This is a genomic window from Kitasatospora sp. CMC57, from assembly GCF_045866025.2.
Taxonomy (GTDB): domain Bacteria; phylum Actinomycetota; class Actinomycetes; order Streptomycetales; family Streptomycetaceae; genus Kitasatospora.
This window is the reverse complement of record NZ_AP035881.2, coordinates 1,643,005-1,663,957: the sequence shown is the minus strand read 5'-3', so window position 1 is coordinate 1,663,957 and position 20,953 is coordinate 1,643,005. Positions and strand designations below refer to the sequence as shown.

The following is a 20,953-nucleotide window of genomic DNA, read 5'->3' as shown; positions in this document are numbered from 1 at the left end:
CCCGGAACGCGGTGTGGGAGCGCTCCCAGAACGGCGGAACGAAACCCTGCTATCCCGGGTGGGGAGCTGTCAAGGGGGGATCTCGGCCGTCCGTCCGGCCCGTGGAACCGGCCATGAGCAGCACGGATCGCCGGACGGCGAACGCGCCCGTGCTTTTAATGAACTGACGTGTGGTCAGGCGGAGTCGCGCCGGATCAGCGTGGTGGGCAGGATCAGCGGACTGGGCTTCTCGCCCGCGATCAGGGCGAGCAGCATGCGGGTCATCTCCCGGCCGATGTCCCGTATCGGCTGCCGGACCGTGGTGAGGGGTGGCTCGGCGATCTCGGAGGCCGCCAGGCCGTCGAAGCCGACCACCGCCACGTCACCGGGGATGGTCCGGCCCGCGCGGTGGAGCACTCGCAGTGCGCCGGCCGCCATGTTGTCGTTGGCGGCGAACACCGCGTCCAGGTCCGGATGGCGCGCGAGCAGCTCCTCCATCGCGGCCATGCCGCCCCGTTCGGTGAAGTCACCGCCCGCCTCCGCGCGGAAGGGGACGCCCGCCAGGGTCAGCGCCTCGTGGTAGCCGCGCCTGCGGGCCAGGCCGACGTCGGTGTCCAGCGGCCCGGTGATGGTCGCGATCCTGGTGCGGCCCAGCGAGACCAGGTGCTCGGCCGCCTCGCGCGCCCCGCGTACGTTGTCCACGTCGACGTAGAACGGGACGTCCCCGTGCAGCGGCTTTCCGCCGAACACGGCGGGGACGCCGGCCTCCAGGGCCAATTGGGAGAGCGGATCGTCGCCGCGCAGGGACATCAGCATCACCCCGTCCACCGCCCGGCTCTGCAGCAGCTGCTTCACCCGGATCTGACCCCGGGTCGAGGTGGCCAGACAGAGCACCAGGTGCAGGTCGGTCTCCTCCAGGACGGTCGAGGTGCCCGCGATGACCTGCCCGTAGAACGGGTCGGCCAGGACCGCCGGGTCCTCCCCGGCGATGATCAGGGCCACCGCGCCCGCCTGCTGGGTCGCCAGCGCGCGGGCCGTCGGGTTCCGGACGAATCCGAGCTCCTCGATCGCGCGCAGCACGGCCTCGCGTTTGCCGCGGCTCACGTTGGGGGCGTTGTTCAACACCCGTGACGCCGCGGTGCGGGACACGCCGGCGTGCTCTGCGACCTCGTCCAGGGTCGGCCTTCGGCGCGTCGGTTCGTCCGTCATCGTGGTCCACCTCGGTCTTGGTGCCGTTGCTCAGCGTACCGCGCCTCCGTGGAACAGAAACTGGAAGCGCTTCCAGTCGCACTGTAGGGCCAGCTTCCGTCCATGGGAAGGGATATTGCATCTCTTGACATCCGGCGGGGAAGGGCCAATCATCTGGCAACTGGAAGCGCTTCCACCTCCCCCACCCCACCCACAGCGGAGGAAGCCCCATGCGCCGCACACGCCGCAGTACGGCTCTGCTCATCGCACCAGCGCTCACCGCCCTCCTGATCGCGGCCTACCCCGGGACCGCGTACGCCGCCGATCCGACCGGCATGACCAACGGCTTCTACGCCGATCCCAACTCCAGTGCCCAGCAGTGGGTCAACGCCAACCGCGGGGACGGCCGCGCCTCCGCCATCCAGAACTCGATCGCCAACGTGCCGATGGCCCGCTGGTTCGGCAACTGGAGCGGCACCATCGGGACGGCGACCGGCGCCTACGCCGGCGCGGCGGCGGCGAGCGGGAAGCTGCCGATCATGGTGGCCTACAACATCCCCAACCGCGACGTCTGCGCAGGTCAGTCCGGCGGTGGAGCGGGTTCCGCCGCCGAGTACAACAGTTGGATCGCCGCCTTCGCCAGCGGCATCGGCAACCGGCCGGCCCTCGTGGTCCTCGAACCCGACGCACTCGGGCACGAGAGCTGCATGACGTCCGCCCAGGTCTCCGAGCGCAACGGGCTGTTGCGCAACGCCGTCGCCCAGTTCAACTCCAAGGCCCCGAACACCTGGGTCTACCTGGACATCGGCAACCCCGGCTGGCTGAACGCCAACACCGCGGCCAAGCTGCTCTCCGACGCCGGGGTGAGCGGAGCCCACGGGTTCTCGCTGAACGTCTCGAACTTCTACACCACCGGGCAGAACACCACCTACGGGAACAACGTCAACGCGGCGCTCAAGTCCTCGTACGGGCTGAACAAGCCGTACGTGGTCGACACCAGCCGCAACGGAAACGGTTCCAACGGCGAGTGGTGCAACCCGGCCGGGCGCCGGATCGGCACGCCCACCCAGAAGGGCGGCGGCGCCGAGATGCTGCTGTGGGTCAAGGCCCCCGGCGAGTCCGACGGCAACTGCGGTACCGGCGCCGGATCTTCGGCCGGGCAGTTCCTGCCCGAGGTCGCCTACAAGATGATCTTCGGCTACTGACCGGCGATCGACACCAGCTCCGCTCGGGGCGGCGCCACTCCGCCGTCCCGAGCGGCCCAGAAGAGGAAACCCATGAGACCGCGCATCCCACGCTCCCTGGTCCCCGCCGCGCTGGCGGCCCTGCTGGCGGCCTTCGCCGTGCCCGTCCAGGCGGAGGCCCAGCAGGCCACCGGCCACACCCTGCCCGCAGGCACCCGGTTCTACGTGGACCCGCAGAGCGACGCCGCCGAGCAGGCCGTCCGCAACCTGCGGAACCACGACTTCGCGGGCGCCGCCGCCATGGCCAAGCTCGCGAGCTGGCCGCAGGCCGACTGGTTCACCGACGGCACCCCCGCCGAGGTCGAGAGCCGGGCGCGTACCCTGACCCGCCGCGCCGCCCTCACCGGGACCGTCCCGGTGCTGGTCGCGTACAACGTCCCGCTGCGGGACTGCTCGCAGTACTCCAGCGGCGGCGCGCAGTCCGACGCGGAGTACCAGGCCTGGATCGCGGCGCTGGCCCGCGGTCTCGGCAGGAGCAAGGCCGTCATCGTGCTCGAACCCGACGCCCTGGCCAACCTGCCCTCCGACTGCGGCCCGGGCAGCGACCCGACGGGCGCGATCACGGCGGGCCGACTCGCCGACCTGCGCTACGCGGTCGACGCGCTGGAGCGGCAGCCGAACACGGTGGTCTACCTGGACGCCGGGAACAGCCACTGGCAGAGCGTCGGCACCGCCGCGCAGCGCCTGCTGCAGGCCGGCGTCGAGCGGACCCAGGGCTTCTCCCTGAACGTGTCCAATTTCTTCGCCACCGACCTGGCCGACCACTACGGCACCTGGGTGTCGAAGTGCCTCTGGTACGCCACCAAGGGCCCGGAGGCCGCGCGCGGGCACACCGACTGGTGCGCGGGCCAGTACTACTCGCCGGCCGCGCCGAACGACGGGCAGCCGGGGAACTCCGTCAACGTGGACGACCCCTCCACCTGGCACTGGACCGACACGTGGTTCGAGCAGAACGCCGGCGCCGCGCCCGTGAAGGACCTGACCCACTTCGTGGTGGACACCAGTCGCAACGGGCAGGGCGGCTGGACCCCGCCGGCCGGCAAGTACGCCGGTGACCCGCAGGTCTGGTGCAACCCGCCCGGACGCGGCATCGGCAACCGTCCCACCGCCGACACCGGCACCCCGCTGGTGGACGCGTACCTGTGGGTGAAGACCATCGGGCAGTCGGACGGGCAGTGCAACCGCAACATCCCCGGCGGCACGATCGACCCCGAGTACGGCGTGGTCGACCCGGCGGCGGGTGCCTGGTGGCCCGAGCAGGCCCTGACCCTGGTGCGCAACGCCAGCCCGGCCCTGACCTTCGCGCCCTTCGGCTCCGCGCGGAGTTCGTAACGGCGGCTGCCGGCCGGCCCGCCTCTGCGGCGGGCCGACCGGTCTCAGCTCCGCCGCACGGGCGTCAGGACGAACGCGAAGTCGGCCGACGCGAGTCAGCAGCCCAGCGGACGTCCGCGCGGTTTCCGTTCTCGTGGGGACGTACGTAAGGCGTGTGCAACCCCTCCGGGGTCGCCCGGACGCATCCGACCCACTTGCCGCAGCGGGGTGACGACTTCCAGGACGTGATGGTGGAGCCGATCCTCCCGCCGGAGGAGTACCGGGAGCAGGTCCGCAGGAACGCCTGGCGCTCGCCGGCCCGGATCGGGCTGGTCAGGGAGCTACCCGCCGACCGGTCCCTGGTCGAGTGGTTCGGCGCCCGAACCGCCTGGCGCGTAGGCCTCGCCCGGGCCGGACACACTCGGCGGGCGGCGTGGGAAGCACGCCGTGGCCCAGCTCGACCCCCTCGCGGGCCAGCGACCAGGTGAACCGTAGATGAGACGGGTCAAGCACCTCGTGGTGGTTCTCCACCGTGAGCGTGTCCGCCTTCGGCGCCCAACTCCGCCTGGACGGTGAGCCAGAGCTCGCCCGTGCCGTCCGTCGGGCCGCGACTTCACGCTGCGGATGTCGCTGCACGGCCTCGCGGCCGGCCTGCGCCGGGTATGACGTCCGTTGCCGGGGCGAGGGCCGCGTCAGCTCTTGTCCCCGGCCCGGGCCTCCGACGGGCCGAGCTCCGGGGAGTGGCGGTTGCGGAGGACGGGCGGTTCAGGAGTCGGGCGATGGCGACCGAGCCGCCGCCGTGGAGCAGGACGCTGCCGAGCGCCGTGAGCGTCATGGCGTACAGCGCGGTGTCGGCGTGGAGCCCGTCGGGGAGGGCGTTGAAGGCAAGCAGGCCGAAGACGATCGAGGTGGTGCCGCGTGGTCCGACGGCGCCGACCATGACCCGATCGCGCCAGGTGAACCCCGATCCGAGGAAGGCGAACAGGACGGGCAGGACCCGTACGACGATGTGCTGGGCGACCTTGGAGTTGAGGGTCTCGGCCAGGTGGCTGTGGGTGAACAGGCCCGTGACGACTCCCGCGAGCACCAGCATCAGGGGAGCCCGTACGTGCCACCGTTCCAGCCGTCCGGCGACGAGCGACCAGGCGGCCACCCCGGTTGTGATCACGATCCGGACAGGGACCATGGGGATTTCCGCTTCCGGTCCGGTCAGCCGGTACGGTCGGGCAGGTGGACGTGCAGGGTGTAGCCACCGTCGGGGGTGGGTCCGCTGGTGAAGGTGCCGCCGAGGAGCTCGGCGCGTTCCCTCAGACCGACCAGGCCCTGCTGGGAGCTGGGGAGGGCGAGGCCGATCCGGGTGGGCGCGGTGTTGGTGACGGTGATGTCCAGGCCCCGGCCGGAACAGTGGATGTCGATCACGGTGCTGGCGCCGGGGGCGTGCTTGCGGATGTTGGTCAGTGCTTCCTGGATGATCCGGTAGACGGTGCGCTGGACCGGCGCGCTGGCGTCCTCCGGCGGTTCGCCCTCCACCCGCACGTCGATGCCGCTGTTGGCGATCAGCTGGGCGAACTCGGCGAGGGTCGGCTGCGGGGCGAGTTCGGCGCTGTTGCCGCCGGAGGCGCGCAGCAGCGTGACCATGTGGCGGAGCTCGTCCAGGGTAGTGACGCTAAGGGTGCGGATGGTCCGGCCGGCGTCCTTGGCGGCAGGGTCGCTGGTGGTGACTTGGAGCGCGCCGGCGTGCACCGCGATCAGGCTGACCTGATGGGACACCACGTCGTGCATCTCCCGGGCGAGTTGGGCCCGTTCCCGCGCCAGCACGGTCTGCGCGTGCAGCTCCCGCTGGTGCTCCTGGGCCTCCTGCAGGTCGGCGAGCCGCTTGGCCAGGTCGCGGCGGGTCTGGACCAGCTGGCCCAGGATCACCGGGGCGGCGGCCAGTGCGATCAGGTAGCCGGCCGTGATCAGCACGGTCGGTGCCGTGATGAAGAACCCGGAGGTGGCCGCCGCGGACGGATCACCGAAGCTCTCCACCGGTAGGGAGACGGCGGACGAGACGCCGAAGAGCACCGCGCACGCGGCCAGCGCGGGACGGTTCCGGTAGCGCTCCGCCAGGGTGAACAGGGCGATCAGCGGTGCCAGCAGCACGTAGCTGGTCAGGGCGGCGGGCATCGTCAGCACGAACACCGCGACCGGCCACCTGCGCCGGACCAGCAGCGCCGCGCAGGCGAGGCCGGCCAGCAGTACGTCCGGCCAGGCCGAGTCGTGCACGCTGATCCAGGAGTCCGCGACGGCCGCCGCGACCAGAAGCAGGTCCACGGCCCGGGGGGAGGGCTGGGGCATCGGGCGGCCGAGCAGGGCGGGGCGGTACATCAGTGGTTCCCGGGCGGCGGGAACAGTCCCACCCGCTGGGCGAACAGGGCGGCCTGGACCCGGTTGGCCACCTGCAACTTGGCCAGCACGGCGCTGACGTGGTCCTTGACGGTGCCCACGCTCAGGTGGACGCGCTGGCCGATCTCCGCGTTCGACAGGCCCTCGGCGAGCAGCACCAGGATGTCGCGTTCACGTTCGGTCAGCCGGGCGGCCAGCTTGGCCTCACCGGCGTCCGCGGTGGCCCGGTCCAGGAACCCGCTGACCACGGTGCCCGTCACCTTCGGCGAGAGCACCACGCCACCGGCGGCCAACGAGCGGACCAGCTGGGCGAGTTGTTCGGGGTCGGTGTCCTTGAGCAGGAAGCCGGAGGCGCCGGCGCGCAGGGCGGCGGCGATGTACTCGTCCGAGTCGAAGGTGGTCAGCATCGCCACCACCGGCAGCTGGGGCAGCTCCATCACCTGGCGCAGGATGGTCAGACCGTCGACGTCCGGCATCCGGATGTCCAGCAGGACGACGTCCGGGCGGTGCTCCCGTACGGCCGCCAGGGCCTGCCCGCCGCCGACGGTGGCCACCACCTCGACGTCCTCGGCCTGATTCAGGATCAGCTCGAAACCGAGCCGGATCAGGGCCTCGTCGTCGACCACCATCACCCGGATCACGTGTGTCCCTTTTCTCCGTCCGTGGGCGGTTCCGTGCTGCCCGGTCCGGTACCGAGCATAGGGTCGTCAGCAGCGGATTCGGCCCCGTGACAGCGCCTGGCGGACGGTCGGCGGTCAGGTCCGGCCGATCGGCGGGTCCGGCACGGCCGGACGGCGGGTCGCACGTGGTGTGCCGCGCCTCCGACGTGGGAGACCCGGGCGGCCCCGCCATCGGGCGGGGAGGGGGCGGCCGGTCGGCTGCCAGGGATGGACGGGTGGCGGGTGGCCGGTGAACTGCCGGAGCGTCAGAGTGGGTACGTCACATCGGTCGGCGCCGGCGAGGAGTGGGCTGGGGCAGCCGCGGGGCCGGAGGCATGGGACCTCGGGCGGCCGCAGATACCTGGTCGGCGCTGATTACCCCCTGGATGCGACACCGCGAGGCTCGAGCTCCCCGTCCAGCACCGGCGGGGCTCGGGCCTCGCACTCTCTGCCTCCGTTCTCGGACGGGGCACCGGCGATGCCGATCCGGGGGAGTCCCGCTGGGCCGGTGGCCGCCCCGGGCCACGCCCGCGACGACGACCCACCTGAAGTCCCCTCTGAGAGAGTCTGCTGTGCCGAACCTGCGTCTGCTCTGGACCTTCGTCCGCCCTCACCGCCGCACCCTGCTGCTCGGCCTCCTGCTCGGGTTGGTGGCGGTCGGGGCTTCGCTGGCGGGACCGTTGGCCACCAAGTGGGTGCTCGACGGGCTGGCCGGCTCCCGTTCGATCGCCCCGGCCGTGGCCGTGCTGGCGACGCTGCTCGTGATCGGTGCGGCCACTCACGCCCTGCAGGCGGTGATGCTCGGCGGCATGGGCGAGCGGGTGGTGCGCGACGCCCGCAGTTCGATGGTGCGCCGCCTCCTGCGGGTCCGGCTGGGAGCGCTCGGCGGCCGGTCGAGCGGTGAGCTCGTCACGCGGGTGACCTCCGACACCCAACTGATCCGTGAGGCGGCCACGTCCAGCGTGACGCAGTTGATCAACGGCGTGATCGGGATGGTCGGCGCGCTCGCGCTGATGGCCGTGCTGGACCGGGTGCTGTTCGCCGTCACGGTGGCGAGCCTGCTGTCGGTCGGTGCGCTGGTCGCGGTGCTGATGCCCCGGCTGGCGGAGAGTCAGGCCGCCGCTCAGGAGTCGGTCGGTCGCCTGGGCGCGGCATTGGACGGCGCCCTGCGCGCGATCCGTACCGTCAAGGCGGCGCGGGCCGAGGAGCGCGAGTCCGTCCGGATCGAGGCCGAGGCGGACGCCGCCGCCGGGCACGGAACCCGGGCGGTCCGGATCGAGGCGGTCGTGTGGACCGTGACGATGGCCGGCGTCCAGCTGGCGACCATGCTGGTCCTGGCGGTCGGCGCGCTGCGGGTGAGCTCCGGACAGCTGCCGGTCTCCAGCCTGATCGCCTTCCTGCTGTACGCCTTCCAGCTGGTCGAGCCCGCTTCCGAAATCTCGCACCAGTTCTCGCAGTTGCAGTCCGGCATCGCGGCTGCCGCACGAATCGGGCAGCTCGACCGGCTCGAACTCGAGGACGGGCACGCGCGGGCGGCCGTGGCTGCCCAGCCCCGGCCGGACCGGGTCGGCGCCCACGTCGTCTCGTTCCGCGACGTCACGGCCCGCTACACCGAGGATGGCCCGGCCGCGCTCGACGGCGTCAGCTTCGACGTGCCGCGCCACGGGCACACCGCGATCGTCGGTCCCTCGGGGGCGGGCAAGACCACGGTGTTCTCCCTGCTGCTGGAGTTCCACCCGGCGCAGCGCGGCCAACTCCTCCTGGACGGCGTCCCGTTCGGGCAGTGGCCGCCCTGGGAGTCGCGCCGTCAGATCGGGTACGTCGAGCAGGACGTCCCGCTGGTCCCCGGCACCCTCGCCGACAACCTGCGCTACCTGGACCCGTACGCGACCGACGACGACCTCTGGGCGGCGCTGGACGCGGTCGGTCTGACCGACCGGGTCAAGGCGTTCCCGGAGGGGCTCGACACCGTACCGGCCAGTGCCACCATCTCCGGGGGAGAGCGCCAACGCATCGCCCTGGCCCGCGCGTTCGTCGCCGACCCGGAGATCCTGCTGCTGGACGAGGCGACCGCCCAACTGGACGGCCTGACCGAGGCGGCCGTACAGGACTTCATCCGCGACCGCGCCCGGAGCGCCGCCGTGGTCACCATCGCGCACCGGCTCTCGACGGTGGTCGAGGCGGACCAGATCATCGTCCTGGACCGCGGCCGGGTCCGGGCCAGCGGCACGCATGCCGAACTGCTGGTCGCGGACTCGCTCTACCGCGATCTGGTGACCGCCCTGCGGGTCGGCGTGCCGGTGACCCCGACAGGTGGCTGAGTGGACCACCGCCGGGTGTCCGGGTGCGCCGGACGACCGCCGGATACCCGGTGAGGTGCGGTTCGGCCAGGCTGGTGACATCGGCACGAACAAGCGTTATCCGAAAGAGAGTTCACCATGAGTGTTTCCCTGGCCAAGGGTGGCAACGTCTCGCTGACCAAGGAGGCCCCGGGTCTGAACGCCGTCCTGATCGGCCTCGGCTGGGACGTGCGGACCACCACCGGGACGGACTACGACCTCGACGCCAGTGCCCTGCTGTGCACCGAAGCGGGCAAGGTGGTCTCCAGCGGTCACTTCGTCTTCTACAACAACCTCCGCAGCCCGGACGGATCGGTCGAGCACACCGGCGACAACCTCACCGGCTCCGGCGAGGGCGACGACGAGGTGATCAAGGTCGACCTGGCCGTGGTCCCCGCCGAGGTGGCCCGGATCGTCTTCCCGGTCTCCATCCACGACGCCGCCGCCCGTGCGCAGAACTTCGGTCAGATCCGCAACGCCTACATCCGCGTGGTCAACCAGGCCGGCGAGGCGGAGATCGCCCGCTACGACCTGAGCGAGGACGCGGCCACCGAGACCGCCATGGTCTTCGGCGAGCTGTACCGCAACGGCGCCGACTGGAAGTTCCGTGCTGTCGGTCAGGGCTACGCCTCGGGGCTCGCCGGAATCGCCCAGGACTTCGGCGTCTCGCTCTGACGCTCGACCACCATCCGTCACCCTCAGGAGAAGTCGACATGTCCGTAAACCTGGCCAAAGGTCAGCAGATCAGCCTCAGCAAGGAGAGCGGAGTCCCGCTCGCCTTCGTCCGGATGGGCCTCGGATGGCAGGCGGCGCCGCGCAAGGGCTTCCTCGGGAAGCTGCTCGGCGCGCCCGACATCGACCTGGACGCCTCCGCCGTGCTCTTCGCCGGCGGTCAGCCCGTCGACGTCGTGTACTTCAACCAGCTGACCAGCACTGACGGTTCGGTCGGGCACAGCGGCGACAACCGCACCGGCAGCGACGGCGAGGGCGACGACGAGAGCATCACCGTCGACCTCGTCCGGGTGCCGGTCCAGATCGACCAGATCGTCTTCACCGTCAACTCTTTCACCGGCGCCAGCTTCAAGGAGATCGAGACCGCCTACTGCCGCCTGATCGACGAGACCACCGGCGGGGAACTGGCCCGCTACACCCTGGGCGGCGGAGGCGGCCACACCGCCCAGATCATGACCAAACTCCACCGCACGGACGGGACGTGGCGGATGGCCGCGATCGGCGAGCCGGCCTTCGGCCGGACCTTCCAGGACCTGCTCCCCGCCATCGTCCAGCACCTGTGACCGTCCACGGTCGGGGGTCGCCGGCCACCGCCGACGCCCGACCGGGCGGCGGCGGTGGCGCAGGTACCAGGGCCCCGGGCAGAAGAGGATCTCACTCGCTGCCCGGGGCCCTGTCCGCTTCCGGCGACCGTCACGGGCCGTGCTGTATCACGAACGCTCCGTACCGTGTGGCGGCTTGCCGAGAGGGTCCCCCTCATGGGGGAAAAGGCCCGGACGGCGTCGCCAGGAGGGCCGAGCAGCGAAAGGGTGGGGCCGACACCGACCCGGTCGTCCGCCCGCCCGGACCCTTTCGATCGTTTGAGGATGCTGATGCTTCGTGCTGGATCGTCACTCGGAGGTCGGCGCGCCGCGCCCGTTCTCGTGTGGCTCCTGCCCACGGTCGTGACGGTGGCCGCCGCTGTCGTCGCCGCGACGGTGACCTCCACCGGCGCCCGGGCGGGAGTCGTCTGGTGCGGAGTGGTGGGCACCGCGGCGGCAGCCGTGGTGGCCGCCGAGGCGGCGCGCCGCGGGCGGGCACTGGCGGCCCTCCAGGAGCGCTACGCCCGGCAGGAGGGCGAGCTGCGCCTCCGGCTCACCCGGCAGGAGGCCGAGACGGTCCGGCTGGCCAAGGTCATCCTGCCCGAGACGGTCGCCCGGCTGCAGCGCGGCGAGTTCACCGAGGACGTGCTGAAGGCGTACGAATCCCTCGACGGCGTCGTCGGCCCGGAGTTCCGGGCCGCCCGGCAGGCGGTGTTGCGGACCGTCCTGGAGGCGGTCGACAACGAGGAGGGCCTGCGCGAGTCCGCGCAGCGCGCGTTCGTGAACATCGCCCGCCGGGTGCAGGCGATCGTGCACCGGCAGGCCGAGGACCTGCGGGCGATGGAGGACCGGCACGGCAACGACCCCGCCGTCTTCGACGACCTGCTCCGCCTGGACCACGGCAACGCGCTGGTCGGCCGACTCGCGGACAGCATCGCCGTCCTCGGCGGCGCGCGCCCCGGCCGCCAGTGGAGCAAGGCGGTGCCGCTGTACAGCGTGCTGCGCGGCGCCATGTCGCGGATCCTCGACTACCAGCGGGTGGAACTCCACCCGGTCTCCGAGGTCGCCGTGATCGGCCCGGCCGCCGAGCCGCTGATCCACGCGCTGGCCGAGCTGCTGGACAACGCCACCCGCTACTCCCCGCCGCACACCGACGTCCACCTCACCGCCGTCGAGGTGCAGACCGGCATCGCGATCGAGATCGAGGACGGCGGGCTCAGCCTGAGCGAGGAGGGCCGGGCCCGCGCCGAGCGGATGCTCCGCGAGGCACAGGCCGGGATCGACCTCAACGACCTCGGCGAGACGCCCCGCCTCGGCCTCGCCGTGGTCGGCCGCCTCGCGCAGGAGTACGGCTTCCAGGTCTCGCTGCGCCCTTCCGCGTACGGTGGCGTGCGCGCGGTGCTGATCGTGCCGCAGGAACTGATCACCACGGCGCCCGCCGTCGGCCGGGCCCACGGCATCGGCGCCACCTCCGGCTTCCGGTCGGTCGCGCCCGCCGCCCTGGGGTCGTCGGCCGGACCGCGCCCGTGGGGGTCGAGGACGGTGCCGATCCCCGCTGCGGCCTCGCCCATAGCGCCCTCGGCGGCGGGTGCGACCCCGGCGACGGGTGAGCAGAACCCGTACGGGCTCCCGCAGCGCCGCCGCCACGCCGCGCCCTCCTGGACCGGCGAACCCGCGCGCTCCCGGGCGCCCGAGCCGGCCCAGTCGCCGGTGCAGCCCGGGATCTGGCTGGCCGCCTTCCAGGAAGGGGTGAACGGCAACGCGCCGTCCACCGGCGCGGCCGCCCACACCAGCGAAGAGTCGGAAGGGAAGGGCGAGCAGTGACTCAGCAACGGACCAACATGGACTGGATGCTCAAGGAGCTGGCGGACGGTGTTCCGCACGCCCGCCACGTCGTCGTGCTCTCCGCCGACGGCCTGCGGATGGCCCAGTACGGCACCGACACCGACAGCGCGGACCGCCTCGCCGCCGCCTGTGCGGGGCTGCAGAGCCTGGCCGCCGCCGTGGGACACGAGTTCCCGCACGGCGACCGCCGGATGCGGATGGTCGTGATCGAGATGGGCGGCGGGTTCTTCTACCTGATGGCGGCCGGCGCCCGTGCCTACCTGGCGGTGCTCGCCGACGAGGGTGTGGACGCCGGGTTGATGGGCCAGCGGATGCGCGACCTGGTAGCCCGGATCGGCGAGCACCTCAGCACTCCGCCGCGCACCAGCGAGCCGGCCCTGTGACCGGGCGGAGCAGCGACGGGTCCGTCGTGCGCGAAGCCCCCGACGAGTGCACCGGGGACGACGGATGAGCGCAGCCGACCGCAGCTGGGAGGAGGACAGCCCGGAACGGCTCTACGTGATCACGCGCGGCCGCAGCGGTCAGGCCGAGCGGGCCACGTTCGACCTGGTCACGCTGATCGTCGCGCGCTCGGAGCCGACACCCACGATGCAGCCGGAGCAGGCGGCGATCCTGCGGATCTGCGGCTCGCCACTGTCCGTGGCCGAGATCTCCGCGTACCTGCGGCTGCCGATGAGCGTGGTCACCGTGCTGCTGGCGGACCTCCTCAGCGAGCGGCGGATCGAGGCCCGCGCCGCCGTTCCCAAGGCGATCCTTCCCGACCATGCCCTGTTGGAGGCGGTGATACATGGACTTCAGAGGCTCTGAGACGGTGCTCGGGCCGGAGAGCGCGGACCTGCTCCCGGCCTCGGCCGCCATGGCGGTCAAGGTGGTGATCGTGGGCGGCTTCGGCGTCGGCAAGACGACCCTGGTCAGCTCGGTGAGCGAGATCCGTCCGCTGACCACCGAGGAGACGATGACGCAGGCTGGAGCGGAGGTCGACGACACCGCAGGGGTCGAGCGCAAGACCTCCACCACGGTGGCGATGGACTTCGGTCGGATCAGCATCAACGAGGAGCTGGTGCTGTACGTGTTCGGCACCCCCGGGCAGGAGCGGTTCTGGTTCCTCTGGAACGGTCTCTTCGAGGGCGCGCTCGGCGCGGTGGTGCTGGTCGACACCCGCCGGCTCGAAGTCAGCTTCGACGTGATCGGACGGCTGGAGGACAGCGGCGTGCCCTTCGTCGTCGCGGCCAACACCTTCCCGGAGTCGCCGACCTACCCGACCGAGGAGTTGCGGGCCGCGCTCGACCTGCCCCCCGAGGTGCCGATCGTCACCTGCGACGCCCGGACCCGTGCCTCGGGCCGTGACGTCCTGATGGCCCTGATGCGCTACCTGTACGACCTTTCGAGCGCGCCCGCGCGGTGACCGCTCCGGCCCTTCGCGCCGCCCGCTCACGACGACCGCCTGACGACACCCCCCCGGAGACACCCGTGACCACACCGTTCCGTGACGACGCCGTCCAGACCCCGCCGCCCGGCTGCCCCGCGCACGGGCTCGGCGCTGACGGGCTGGGCACCCTCGGCGCCCACGGGCTCGGTACCCAGGGGCTCGGTACCCGGGGGCGCGGCGCCCACGGGCTCGGTGCTCCGGGCCTCCGGCGGCTCTACGGGCCGGAGGCGGAGGCCGACCCGGCGGCCCTGTACGAGAAGCTGCGCGCCGAGCACGGCGAGGTGGCGCCGGTCCTGCTGCACGGTGACCTCCCGGCGTGGCTGATCCTCGGCCACTCCGCGAACCTCACGGCCATGCGGACCCCCTCCCGGTTCTCCCGGGACTCCCGTCGCTGGACGGCGTTCCAGCAGGGCCTGGTCACGCCCGACTCCCCGTTGATGCCGGTGATCGCCTGGCAGCCGCTGTGCGTGTTCGCGGACGGCGCCGAGCACAAGCGCCTGCGCGGCGCGGTCACCGACGGCCTGAACCGCGTCGACCGACGCGGGATCCGCCGCTACGTCACCCGCTTCGCCGACCAGCTGATCGAGGACTTCGGACCGGCCGGACAGGCCGAACTGGTGGCCCAGTTCGCGGAGCACCTGCCGATGCTCGTGATGACCCACGTGGTCGGGATGCCGGAGGAGTACGGACCCCGACTGGTCGACGCCGCACGAGACTTGATGAAGGGCACCGAGACGGCGATCGCGAGCAACGACTACGTCGTGGAGACGCTGCGCCGGATGATGGAGCGCAAGCGGGTGGCGCCCGGCGCCGACCTCGTGTCGTGGCTGATGCAGCACGAGGCGGGGCTGACCGACGACGAGGTGCTGGAGCACCTGCGGGTGGTGCTGCTCGCCGCGAACGAGACGACCGTCAACCTGATCGCCGACACGCTCAAGATGGTCCTCACCGACCGCCGGTTCCGCGCCCACCTGTCCGGCGGCCACATGACCCTGCCCGACGCCCTGGACCAGGTGCTCTGGGACTCCGCGCCGATGTCGCTGATCGCGGGCCGGTGGGCCACCGGCGACACCGAGCTCGGCGGACAGCAGATCAAGGCCGGCGACATGCTCCTGCTCGGTCTCGCGGCGGGCAACGTCGACCCGGCCGTCCGCCCCGACCTGTCGAAGCCGCTGCACGGCAACCGCGCGCACCTGGCCTTCGGCGGCGGCCCGCACGAGTGCCCGGGTCAGGACATGGGCCGGGCCATCGCCGAGACCGGCATCGACATCCTGCTGACCCGCCTCCCCGATCTGCAACTCGCGGTCTCGGAGGAGGAGCTGACCTGGACCTCGGCCTGGCTCTCCCGCCACCTGACCGAGCTGCCGGTGCGCTTCACCCCGCGCACCAAGCCCGCCGAGACGACCCTGACCGCCGTACGCACCGTGCCCGCGACCCCGCCCCCGCCGCCGACCGCGCCGCCCGTCGCCCGGCCCGTCCAGCCGCCCGCGCCGCCCGTCGGCCCGCCCGCCACCGCGACCGTGCCCCGGCAGGTGCGCGGCTGGTGGAGCGCCCTGACCGCGAGGTTCCGGCGGTGAGATCCGCGACCGGAACCGGATGCCCGGCATCCGGTTCCGGTCGCGGATCGCGGGTAACCCCTCTGGTGCGGTTCCCCGAGGAGGGAGACGACATGACCAGGCGCATTCTGGCGATGGCCGCAGCCGCACTGGCCGCCGCGCTGGGACTGGGTGCGGTGCTCCGTCGCCGGCCTCGCGGCGAGGCGGCCGCCGTACCGACACCGGAGCCGGTGCCCTTGCGGGCAGTCGCCGAGCGACCAACCGCGCGTCCGGGGTCGACTCCGGCGGCGCGGCCGAAACGGAAGAAGCGGATGGCCGTGAAGCTGGACGACCACCTGCCCCACGACCACCGGCTGGTGGTGGTCTACCGGATCGGCGGCTGCCTGGGCGGGCTCTTCCTGGTGGTGTTCGGCATCCTGGGTCTGGTCGGCCACCCGGGCTTCCTCGACACTCAGGGGGACGAGGTCGCGGGGCTGTCCAGCAACGGCGCACTCAGCGTGCTGTCCATCGTGGTGGGAGCGGTACTGCTGATGGGCGCGGCGGTCGGCGGCAACGTCGCGGCCAACGTCAACACCGCCGTCGGCCTCCTGTTCTTCGTGGGCGGGTTCGCCGGCCTGGCCCTGTTGGACGGGGACGCCAACTTCCTGGCGTTCCGGATGCCCAACGTGATCTTCAGCTTCGTCTTCGGACTGGTGCTGATCACTTTCGGCCTGTACGGCCGGGTCACCAGCCATCTGCCGCACGACAACCCGTACTGGCGGGAGCTGGTCCGTAACCCCGACCACCTACCCTCCGGCCCGCCCGGACTGGTACGCGTCCTGCGCCCCGCGCCGGGGCCGCCCCGGCCGATCAGGCACTGAGCCGGCCTCAGGCCAGTCCGTTGACGACGGCGCCGAAGAGCGCCGGGAGGCGCGCGGCGGCCGGGACGATCCGGGTGGCGAGCGCCGGACGGGCGCGGACCCTAACCAGGCCGTCGGTCAGCAGCCGGTGCCGCCGGGAGGCCCGCAGCCAGGCCCGCTCGTACGCCTGCGGGCGGTCCTCCCGTACGCAGCGCACCAGGTGGGCGGCGCCCGTGAGCGCGAGCGAGACGCCCTCGCCGGTCAGCGCGTCGATGTACCCCGCCGCGTCGCCGACCAGCAGGACGCGGCCGTGCACCCGGGAGGCGACCGGCTGGCGCAGCGGCCCGGCTCCGCGTACGGCGGTCGCCGCCCGCTCGGGAAGGCGGGCGGTCAGGGCGGGGAAAGCCGCGAGGTGCTGCTCGAAGGCGGCCCGTTCGCCGGTCAGCACGGCGACACCGACCAGGCGCGGGCCGAGCGGCGTCACGTACGCCTCGGAGCGGCCGGACCAGTGCACCTCCACGAAGTCCGTCCAGGGCTCGACCGCGAAGTGCCGCCGTAGTCCGTACCGGGCGGGGCGCGGGTCGGGGCGGTCGAGTCCGAGCTGCCGTCTGAGCGGGGAGTGCAGTCCGTCCGCCGCGGCGAGGTAGCGCGCGGTCAGCCCTGCGGCGGTGACCTGGTGGCGGTCCTGCCGGACGGTGCCGACTTTGGCGGGGATCACCGGTACGCCGAGTGCGGCCGCCCGTTCGGCGAGTGCGGTGTGCAGGGTGGTGCGCCGTACGCCCAGGCCGTGGCCCCGGCGGAACGCGGCCTCGGCGCGGTGCCGGTGGTCGAGGTAGCGGATGCCGCTGATCAGTGCGCCGGTCACCGCGATGTCCAGCCCGGCCAGCGCGCGGACCGCGCCGGGCATCAGGCCCTCGCCGCAGGCCTTGTCGATCGGCCCCGTGCGCGGCTCCACGACCACCACGTCGAGGTCGGCCAGGGCGGCGTGGATCGCGGTGGCCAGGCCGGCGGGCCCGCCGCCCACCACGAGCAGGTCGATCACGTGGCAGGGGCGCAGCGGGTCAGCGCGGCGGTCTCGCAGCGCAGCCGGACGGTGAGCAGCGGCAGGTTGAGCAGGGTGAACACGGCGGCGGTGACCCAGGCCGAGTGCACCAGCGGCAGCGCGGCCCCTTCGACCACCACGGCGAGGTAGTTGGGATGGCGCAGTCGGCGGTACGGGCCGCCGGTGACCAGGGGCAGGCCGGGGACCACCAGGACCCGGGTGTTCCAGCGCGGCCCGAGGGAGGTGATGCACCACCAGCGGAGCGCCTGGGCGCCGAGGGCCAGCGCGAGCATCGGCCAGCCCAGCCAGGGCAGGAAGGGGCGGTCCGTCAGCCAGGTCTCGGCCAGGCAGCCGGCCAGCAGGGCGGTGTGCAGGAGGACCATCACGGGGTAGTGGCCGCTGCCGTACTCGACCGCGCCGCGGTCCCGGCTCCACCGGGAGTTGCGACGGGCGACGACGAGTTCGGCCAGCCGTTCGACGGCGACCAGCAGGACCAGGACGGTGTAGGGGATCACGGCGCCCCTACCAGCGCAGCAGGACGAGTTCGGAGCAGAACCCCGGCCCCATCGCCAGGAGCAGGCCGGGTGTCCCGGCCGGGGGCGGCCGCAGCGCCAGGGTGTCCCGGAGGATGTGCAGGACCGAGGCGGAGGAGAGGTTGCCGACCTCGTGGAGCGAACGCCGCGTCAGTTCCATGGCAGTGGCGTCCAGTTGGAGGGTCTCGCCCAGCGCGTCGAGGATCCGGGGGCCGCCGGGGTGGCAGACCCAGGCCGTAACGTCCGGCGGTTTCAGGTCGTGCTCGGAGAGGAACGACCTGACCTCCTCGCCGACGTGCAGGCGGACCAGCTCCGGCAGTTCGGCGCCGAGGACGATCCGGAAGCCGCTGTCGCCGATCTCCCAGCCCAGCGCGCCTTCGGTGCCCGGGTAGAGCCTGCTGCGGCTGGCCGTCACGGTCGGGCCGGGTGCTCTGCCGGCGAGCCGGTGCCGCGCACCGACGGCCACCAGGGCGGCGGCCCCGTCGCCGAACAGCGCGCCCGCCACCAGGTTGGCCGGGGTGATGTCGGCGCGTTGCAGGGTCAGCGAGCAGAGTTCGACGGAGAGCAGGACCGCGACCTGGTCCGGATGGCCCGTCAGGTAGTCGTGCAGCCGGGCGATCCCGGCGGCGCCGCCGACACAGCCGAGGCCGAAGACCGGGACGCGCTTGACGTCCGGCCGTAGGCCCAACCGCCCGGCCATCCGGGCCTCCAGGGACGGTGCGGCGATGCCCGTCACCGAGGTGCAGACCACCAGGTCCACTTCGTGCGCGGCGATCCCGGCCTCGGCCAGGGCGGCGGCGATCGCCTGCTCGCCGAGCCGGGACGCCTGCTCGATGAACAGGTCGTTGGCCTGACCGAAGCCCGTCACCCCGGCGTACTGCTCCAGCGGGAGCGCGAGGTGGCGGGCGCCGACTCCGGAGGTGGCGTGCAGACGGTCCAGCAGCGACCGTTCGGCCTGGTGCGGCAGGGACATCGCGGCGACCGCCGCAGTGATCTCGCTCTGCTCGTACCGGTGCGGGGGGAGCACTCCGTGGACAGCGGCGATTCGCGTCATTCCTGCATAATAGGGCGCAAAGTGACTTATCGTCAGAAATTGGGGGTTGTCGGCAATTCGCCCGCCTAGCATCGGGGCATGCAGACCCTCGCAGCACCGGGCCAGGCGGCCATCGCCCTGGTCCGGGCCTCGCACGCCCCACCAACCTTCGCCGTCACCGGGGTGGTCGCCGCCCTGGCCGTCGGCTCCGGGCACGACGCGCCGGGCGCCGTCCTGGTCGTACTGGCGGTGCTGACCGGCCAGTTGTCGATCGGCTGGTGCAACGACCTGGTCGACCACCGGCGGGACGCCGCCACCGGGCGGCGGGACAAGCCGCTGGTGTCAGGAGCGGTCGGCCGCCGGACGGTCGTACGCGCGGCCGGGGGTGCGCTCGCGCTCTGCGTCCTGCTGTCGTTCGCCAACGGGAGGGTGGCCGGTCCGGTGCACCTCGCCGCGGTCGCGGCGGCCTGGACGTACAACCTCGGGGTCAAGCGGACGGTTCTGTCCTGGCTGCCCTACGCCGTCGGGTTCGGCCTGCTGCCCGCCTTCGTCACGCTCGCCCTGCCCGGCCGCCCCTGGCCGCCGCTCTGGGCGGTGGCCGCCGGTGCGCTGCTAGGGACAGGCGCCCACGCGGCGAACGTGCTCCCCGACATCGAGGACGACCTCGGAACAGGTGTCCGGGGCCTGCCCCAACGCCTGGGCCCGCTCGGCGCCCGGACCCTGGCGGCGGCCACGCTCGCGACGGCGTCGGCGGTCCTGGTCCTCGGCCCGCCCGGACCGGTCGGCGTCACTGGCTGGGCGGGCCTCCTGGTCACCGGGGCCCTGGCCTTCGCCGTCGTGCTGCCGCCGCGCTCCGGACCGGACAGCCGACTGCCGTTCCACGCCGCCCTGGGGCTGGCCGCACTCGACGTCGCCCTGCTCCTCGCACGGGGGGTGGCGCTCGCCTGACCTGTCGGGTCGCCTCGCTGCGGGGGATCCGAGTCGTCGGGGTGTCCGACCGTCCGCCGGCTCGTTGTGCGAGTGACGGGCACGGTGATGTGAGCCCCAGGGAGGAAACCATGTCTGATGATCTGCTGATCGCCAAGATCGGCTACGGCTTCGACCACCTCGACGCGGACGGGGACGGGCGACTCACGGAACAGGACCACGTCCTGATGGGCCGTGCGTCGGCGCGTTCGCTCGGGCATGGCGAGGGATCGGCGGAGGAGGCCGGCATCGTCGCGGCGTACGTCGCCGTGTGGCGGGACCTGCACCTGCCCACGCTCCCGCCGGGGAGCGACGCGATCAGCCGTGCGGAGTTCATCGCCAGCACCGCGACGCTGGCCGACGATCCGGCCGCCGCGCAGGCCACCGTCGGAGCGCTCGCGAAGGCGTTCCTGTCCATCGCGGACGCCGACGGCGACGGGCGGGTCGACCGGGACGAGTTCTTCGCCTTCCAGCGCGCGCACTTCCCCGGCCTCGACCGCGCCGCGGCCGACACGGCCTTCCGCCACCTCGACCGGGACGGCAACGGGACGCTCTCCGCCGAGGAGTTCATCACCACGACGATTGAGTACTGGAGCAGCCGAGACCCGCAGGCCCCAGGGAACTGGTGGGCCGGCAACCCCGCGCTGACCGGCTCGGTCTGACGGGCCGACGGCTGCCGCCCCGGTCCCGCGCCCTCCGCGAGCACCGGGCACCGAGCACCGAGCGTCGGACGGAGAAGGCCGTTGGCCTGGATCACCAGAGCCAACGGCCCCGCCGCTCACCGGTCAGCCGCAGTGCGACCAGCCGGACGCCCAGCTGATGCCCTCCGCCGAACCGCCCCAGGAGATGCAGGTGTTCGCGGCGCTGAGCTTCACCGGCCCGGCGTAGTACTTGTAGAAGCCCGCGTCGGGAGCGTCCTGGAGGTCGCTCTGCCGCTCGATGTGCACCCGCAGGTCGTACGTCCTGGTCCCGTTCGGGCTGCGCACCCAGGTGACGGCACAGTTGCTCGAACCGTTGTAGAAGAGGTATATGTCGGCCACCGTGCCGAGGGCGTGGTGGTCGATCTGGTAGTAGCCGCTGCCGCAGGCCCCGCTCGGCGTCGTGGCCGCTTCGGCCGGAGCGGCCACGGACACCAGTCCCGCGGCGGTGCCCAGAGCGCTGAGCGCGAGGGCCATTGTCCGCTGAATCTTGCGCATGAGTCTCCGTTTCGTACGTCCCTGGCCCGGATCGGCCGCAGGCACGATAGCAGCGACCAAGATCGTCTCGCCAGGGTTTCGCATACAGTCCTACTG

The 20,953-nt window shown here is 72.6% G+C and carries 22 protein-coding genes; 13 read left to right on the top strand and 9 right to left on the bottom strand.

Annotated elements, in window-relative coordinates; translation table 11 throughout:
- Window positions 1-174 precede the first annotated feature (174 nt).
- A complete protein-coding gene (locus tag ACKUU6_RS07670; RefSeq protein ID WP_407987708.1) occupies window positions 175-1,188 on the bottom strand; it encodes a LacI family DNA-binding transcriptional regulator in 1,014 nt (337 codons plus the stop codon).
- 209 nt (window positions 1,189-1,397) lie between these two features.
- On the opposite strand from ACKUU6_RS07670, the gene ACKUU6_RS07665 reads away from it, so the two are divergent.
- Window positions 1,398-2,372 (top strand): glycoside hydrolase family 6 protein, encoded by a 975-nt coding sequence (locus ACKUU6_RS07665; RefSeq protein WP_407987707.1) that lies wholly within the window; start codon window positions 1,398-1,400, stop codon window positions 2,370-2,372.
- Window positions 2,373-2,444: 72 nt separating this feature from the next.
- Window positions 2,445-3,743 (top strand): glycoside hydrolase family 6 protein, encoded by a 1,299-nt coding sequence (locus tag ACKUU6_RS07660; RefSeq protein ID WP_407987706.1) that lies wholly within the window; start codon window positions 2,445-2,447, stop codon window positions 3,741-3,743.
- 64 nt (window positions 3,744-3,807) lie between these two features.
- On the opposite strand, the gene ACKUU6_RS07655 is transcribed toward ACKUU6_RS07660, so the two are convergent.
- From ACKUU6_RS07655 to ACKUU6_RS07640, 4 genes are all read right to left on the bottom strand, one after another.
- The gene (locus ACKUU6_RS07655; protein WP_407987705.1) at window positions 3,808-4,143 is read right to left on the bottom strand and encodes a hypothetical protein; all 336 of its coding nucleotides are present in this window, start codon (window positions 4,141-4,143) and stop codon (window positions 3,808-3,810) included.
- A gap of 192 nt (window positions 4,144-4,335) precedes the next feature.
- Window positions 4,336-4,908: a cation:proton antiporter gene (locus ACKUU6_RS07650; RefSeq protein WP_407987704.1), complete on the bottom strand. Its 573-nt coding sequence runs from the start codon at window positions 4,906-4,908 to the stop codon at window positions 4,336-4,338.
- 23 nt (window positions 4,909-4,931) lie between these two features.
- Window positions 4,932-6,089, bottom strand: coding sequence for a sensor histidine kinase (locus ACKUU6_RS07645; RefSeq protein WP_407987703.1), 1,158 nt, complete (start codon window positions 6,087-6,089; stop codon window positions 4,932-4,934).
- Window positions 6,089-6,748, bottom strand: coding sequence for a response regulator (locus ACKUU6_RS07640; RefSeq protein ID WP_407987702.1), 660 nt, complete (start codon window positions 6,746-6,748; stop codon window positions 6,089-6,091). Before ACKUU6_RS07640 ends, ACKUU6_RS07645 begins: the two co-directional genes overlap by 1 nt.
- A 590-nt stretch (window positions 6,749-7,338) precedes the next feature.
- On the opposite strand from ACKUU6_RS07640, the gene ACKUU6_RS07635 reads away from it, so the two are divergent.
- The 9 genes from ACKUU6_RS07635 (at window position 7,339) to ACKUU6_RS07595 (ending at window position 16,108) form a co-directional block, all read left to right on the top strand.
- On the top strand, window positions 7,339-9,087 hold the full coding sequence (locus ACKUU6_RS07635; RefSeq protein ID WP_407987701.1) for an ABC transporter ATP-binding protein: 1,749 nt from the start codon (window positions 7,339-7,341) through the stop codon (window positions 9,085-9,087).
- Between the two features lie 117 nt (window positions 9,088-9,204).
- Window positions 9,205-9,780 (top strand): TerD family protein, encoded by a 576-nt coding sequence (locus tag ACKUU6_RS07630; RefSeq protein WP_407987700.1) that lies wholly within the window; start codon window positions 9,205-9,207, stop codon window positions 9,778-9,780.
- Between the two features lie 38 nt (window positions 9,781-9,818).
- The gene (locus tag ACKUU6_RS07625) at window positions 9,819-10,400 is read left to right on the top strand and encodes a TerD family protein (RefSeq protein ID WP_407987699.1); all 582 of its coding nucleotides are present in this window, start codon (window positions 9,819-9,821) and stop codon (window positions 10,398-10,400) included.
- Between the two features lie 309 nt (window positions 10,401-10,709).
- Window positions 10,710-12,242: a sensor histidine kinase gene (locus ACKUU6_RS07620; RefSeq protein ID WP_407992060.1), complete on the top strand. Its 1,533-nt coding sequence runs from the start codon at window positions 10,710-10,712 to the stop codon at window positions 12,240-12,242.
- A 17-nt stretch (window positions 12,243-12,259) separates the two neighbouring features.
- Complete coding sequence (locus tag ACKUU6_RS07615) at window positions 12,260-12,646, top strand: roadblock/LC7 domain-containing protein (RefSeq protein ID WP_407992059.1); 387 nt, start codon at window positions 12,260-12,262, stop codon at window positions 12,644-12,646.
- Window positions 12,647-12,710: 64 nt separating this feature from the next.
- Window positions 12,711-13,070: a DUF742 domain-containing protein gene (locus ACKUU6_RS07610; RefSeq protein ID WP_407987698.1), complete on the top strand. Its 360-nt coding sequence runs from the start codon at window positions 12,711-12,713 to the stop codon at window positions 13,068-13,070.
- A complete protein-coding gene (locus ACKUU6_RS07605) occupies window positions 13,051-13,668 on the top strand; it encodes a GTP-binding protein (RefSeq protein WP_407987697.1) in 618 nt (205 codons plus the stop codon). Before ACKUU6_RS07610 ends, ACKUU6_RS07605 begins: the two co-directional genes overlap by 20 nt.
- Window positions 13,669-13,733: 65 nt before the next feature.
- A complete protein-coding gene (locus ACKUU6_RS07600) occupies window positions 13,734-15,269 on the top strand; it encodes a cytochrome P450 (protein WP_407987696.1) in 1,536 nt (511 codons plus the stop codon).
- A 92-nt stretch (window positions 15,270-15,361) separates the two neighbouring features.
- Entirely contained in the window at window positions 15,362-16,108 is a 747-nt protein-coding gene (locus ACKUU6_RS07595; protein ID WP_407987695.1) for a DUF4383 domain-containing protein, read from the top strand.
- A gap of 7 nt (window positions 16,109-16,115) precedes the next feature.
- Here ACKUU6_RS07595 and ACKUU6_RS07590 read toward each other — a convergent pair whose 3' ends face one another.
- From ACKUU6_RS07590 to ACKUU6_RS07580, 3 genes are read right to left on the bottom strand one after another with little or no spacing between them, the layout of a single operon-like run.
- Window positions 16,116-17,129, bottom strand: a complete 1,014-nt coding sequence (locus ACKUU6_RS07590) for an NAD(P)/FAD-dependent oxidoreductase (RefSeq protein ID WP_407987694.1) — start codon at window positions 17,127-17,129, stop codon at window positions 16,116-16,118.
- Window positions 17,126-17,644: an isoprenylcysteine carboxyl methyltransferase family protein gene (locus tag ACKUU6_RS07585; RefSeq protein WP_407987693.1), complete on the bottom strand. Its 519-nt coding sequence runs from the start codon at window positions 17,642-17,644 to the stop codon at window positions 17,126-17,128. The genes ACKUU6_RS07590 and ACKUU6_RS07585 overlap by 4 nt, the downstream gene beginning before the upstream one ends.
- Before the next feature lie 7 nt (window positions 17,645-17,651).
- The gene (locus ACKUU6_RS07580; protein WP_407987692.1) at window positions 17,652-18,716 is read right to left on the bottom strand and encodes a type III polyketide synthase; all 1,065 of its coding nucleotides are present in this window, start codon (window positions 18,714-18,716) and stop codon (window positions 17,652-17,654) included.
- A gap of 78 nt (window positions 18,717-18,794) precedes the next feature.
- On the opposite strand from ACKUU6_RS07580, the gene ACKUU6_RS07575 reads away from it, so the two are divergent.
- Both ACKUU6_RS07575 and ACKUU6_RS07570 read left to right on the top strand, forming a co-directional pair.
- Window positions 18,795-19,643, top strand: coding sequence for a UbiA family prenyltransferase (locus ACKUU6_RS07575; protein WP_407987691.1), 849 nt, complete (start codon window positions 18,795-18,797; stop codon window positions 19,641-19,643).
- Window positions 19,644-19,753: 110 nt separating this feature from the next.
- Entirely contained in the window at window positions 19,754-20,323 is a 570-nt protein-coding gene (locus ACKUU6_RS07570; RefSeq protein WP_407987690.1) for an EF-hand domain-containing protein, read from the top strand.
- A 123-nt stretch (window positions 20,324-20,446) separates the two neighbouring features.
- Here the strand turns inward: ACKUU6_RS07570 and ACKUU6_RS07565 are convergent, their stop codons facing one another.
- Window positions 20,447-20,857, bottom strand: coding sequence for a hypothetical protein (locus tag ACKUU6_RS07565; RefSeq protein ID WP_407987689.1), 411 nt, complete (start codon window positions 20,855-20,857; stop codon window positions 20,447-20,449).
- Window positions 20,858-20,953: the final 96 nt, after the last annotated feature.

Coding starts and splice junctions, on each gene's coding strand:
- ACKUU6_RS07670 (WP_407987708.1), bottom strand. CDS start 1,188: ATGACGGACGAACCGACGCGCCGAAGGCCGACCCTGGACGAGGTCGCA.
- ACKUU6_RS07665 (WP_407987707.1), top strand. CDS start 1,398: ATGCGCCGCACACGCCGCAGTACGGCTCTGCTCATCGCACCAGCGCTC.
- ACKUU6_RS07660 (WP_407987706.1), top strand. CDS start 2,445: ATGAGACCGCGCATCCCACGCTCCCTGGTCCCCGCCGCGCTGGCGGCC.
- ACKUU6_RS07650 (WP_407987704.1), bottom strand. CDS start 4,908: ATGGTCCCTGTCCGGATCGTGATCACAACCGGGGTGGCCGCCTGGTCG.
- ACKUU6_RS07645 (WP_407987703.1), bottom strand. CDS start 6,089: ATGTACCGCCCCGCCCTGCTCGGCCGCCCGATGCCCCAGCCCTCCCCC.
- ACKUU6_RS07630 (WP_407987700.1), top strand. CDS start 9,205: ATGAGTGTTTCCCTGGCCAAGGGTGGCAACGTCTCGCTGACCAAGGAG.
- ACKUU6_RS07625 (WP_407987699.1), top strand. CDS start 9,819: ATGTCCGTAAACCTGGCCAAAGGTCAGCAGATCAGCCTCAGCAAGGAG.
- ACKUU6_RS07620 (WP_407992060.1), top strand. CDS start 10,710: ATGCTTCGTGCTGGATCGTCACTCGGAGGTCGGCGCGCCGCGCCCGTT.
- ACKUU6_RS07615 (WP_407992059.1), top strand. CDS start 12,260: ATGGACTGGATGCTCAAGGAGCTGGCGGACGGTGTTCCGCACGCCCGC.
- ACKUU6_RS07610 (WP_407987698.1), top strand. CDS start 12,711: ATGAGCGCAGCCGACCGCAGCTGGGAGGAGGACAGCCCGGAACGGCTC.
- ACKUU6_RS07605 (WP_407987697.1), top strand. CDS start 13,051: ATGGACTTCAGAGGCTCTGAGACGGTGCTCGGGCCGGAGAGCGCGGAC.
- ACKUU6_RS07595 (WP_407987695.1), top strand. CDS start 15,362: ATGACCAGGCGCATTCTGGCGATGGCCGCAGCCGCACTGGCCGCCGCG.
- ACKUU6_RS07580 (WP_407987692.1), bottom strand. CDS start 18,716: ATGACGCGAATCGCCGCTGTCCACGGAGTGCTCCCCCCGCACCGGTAC.
- ACKUU6_RS07575 (WP_407987691.1), top strand. CDS start 18,795: ATGCAGACCCTCGCAGCACCGGGCCAGGCGGCCATCGCCCTGGTCCGG.
- ACKUU6_RS07570 (WP_407987690.1), top strand. CDS start 19,754: ATGTCTGATGATCTGCTGATCGCCAAGATCGGCTACGGCTTCGACCAC.
- ACKUU6_RS07565 (WP_407987689.1), bottom strand. CDS start 20,857: ATGCGCAAGATTCAGCGGACAATGGCCCTCGCGCTCAGCGCTCTGGGC.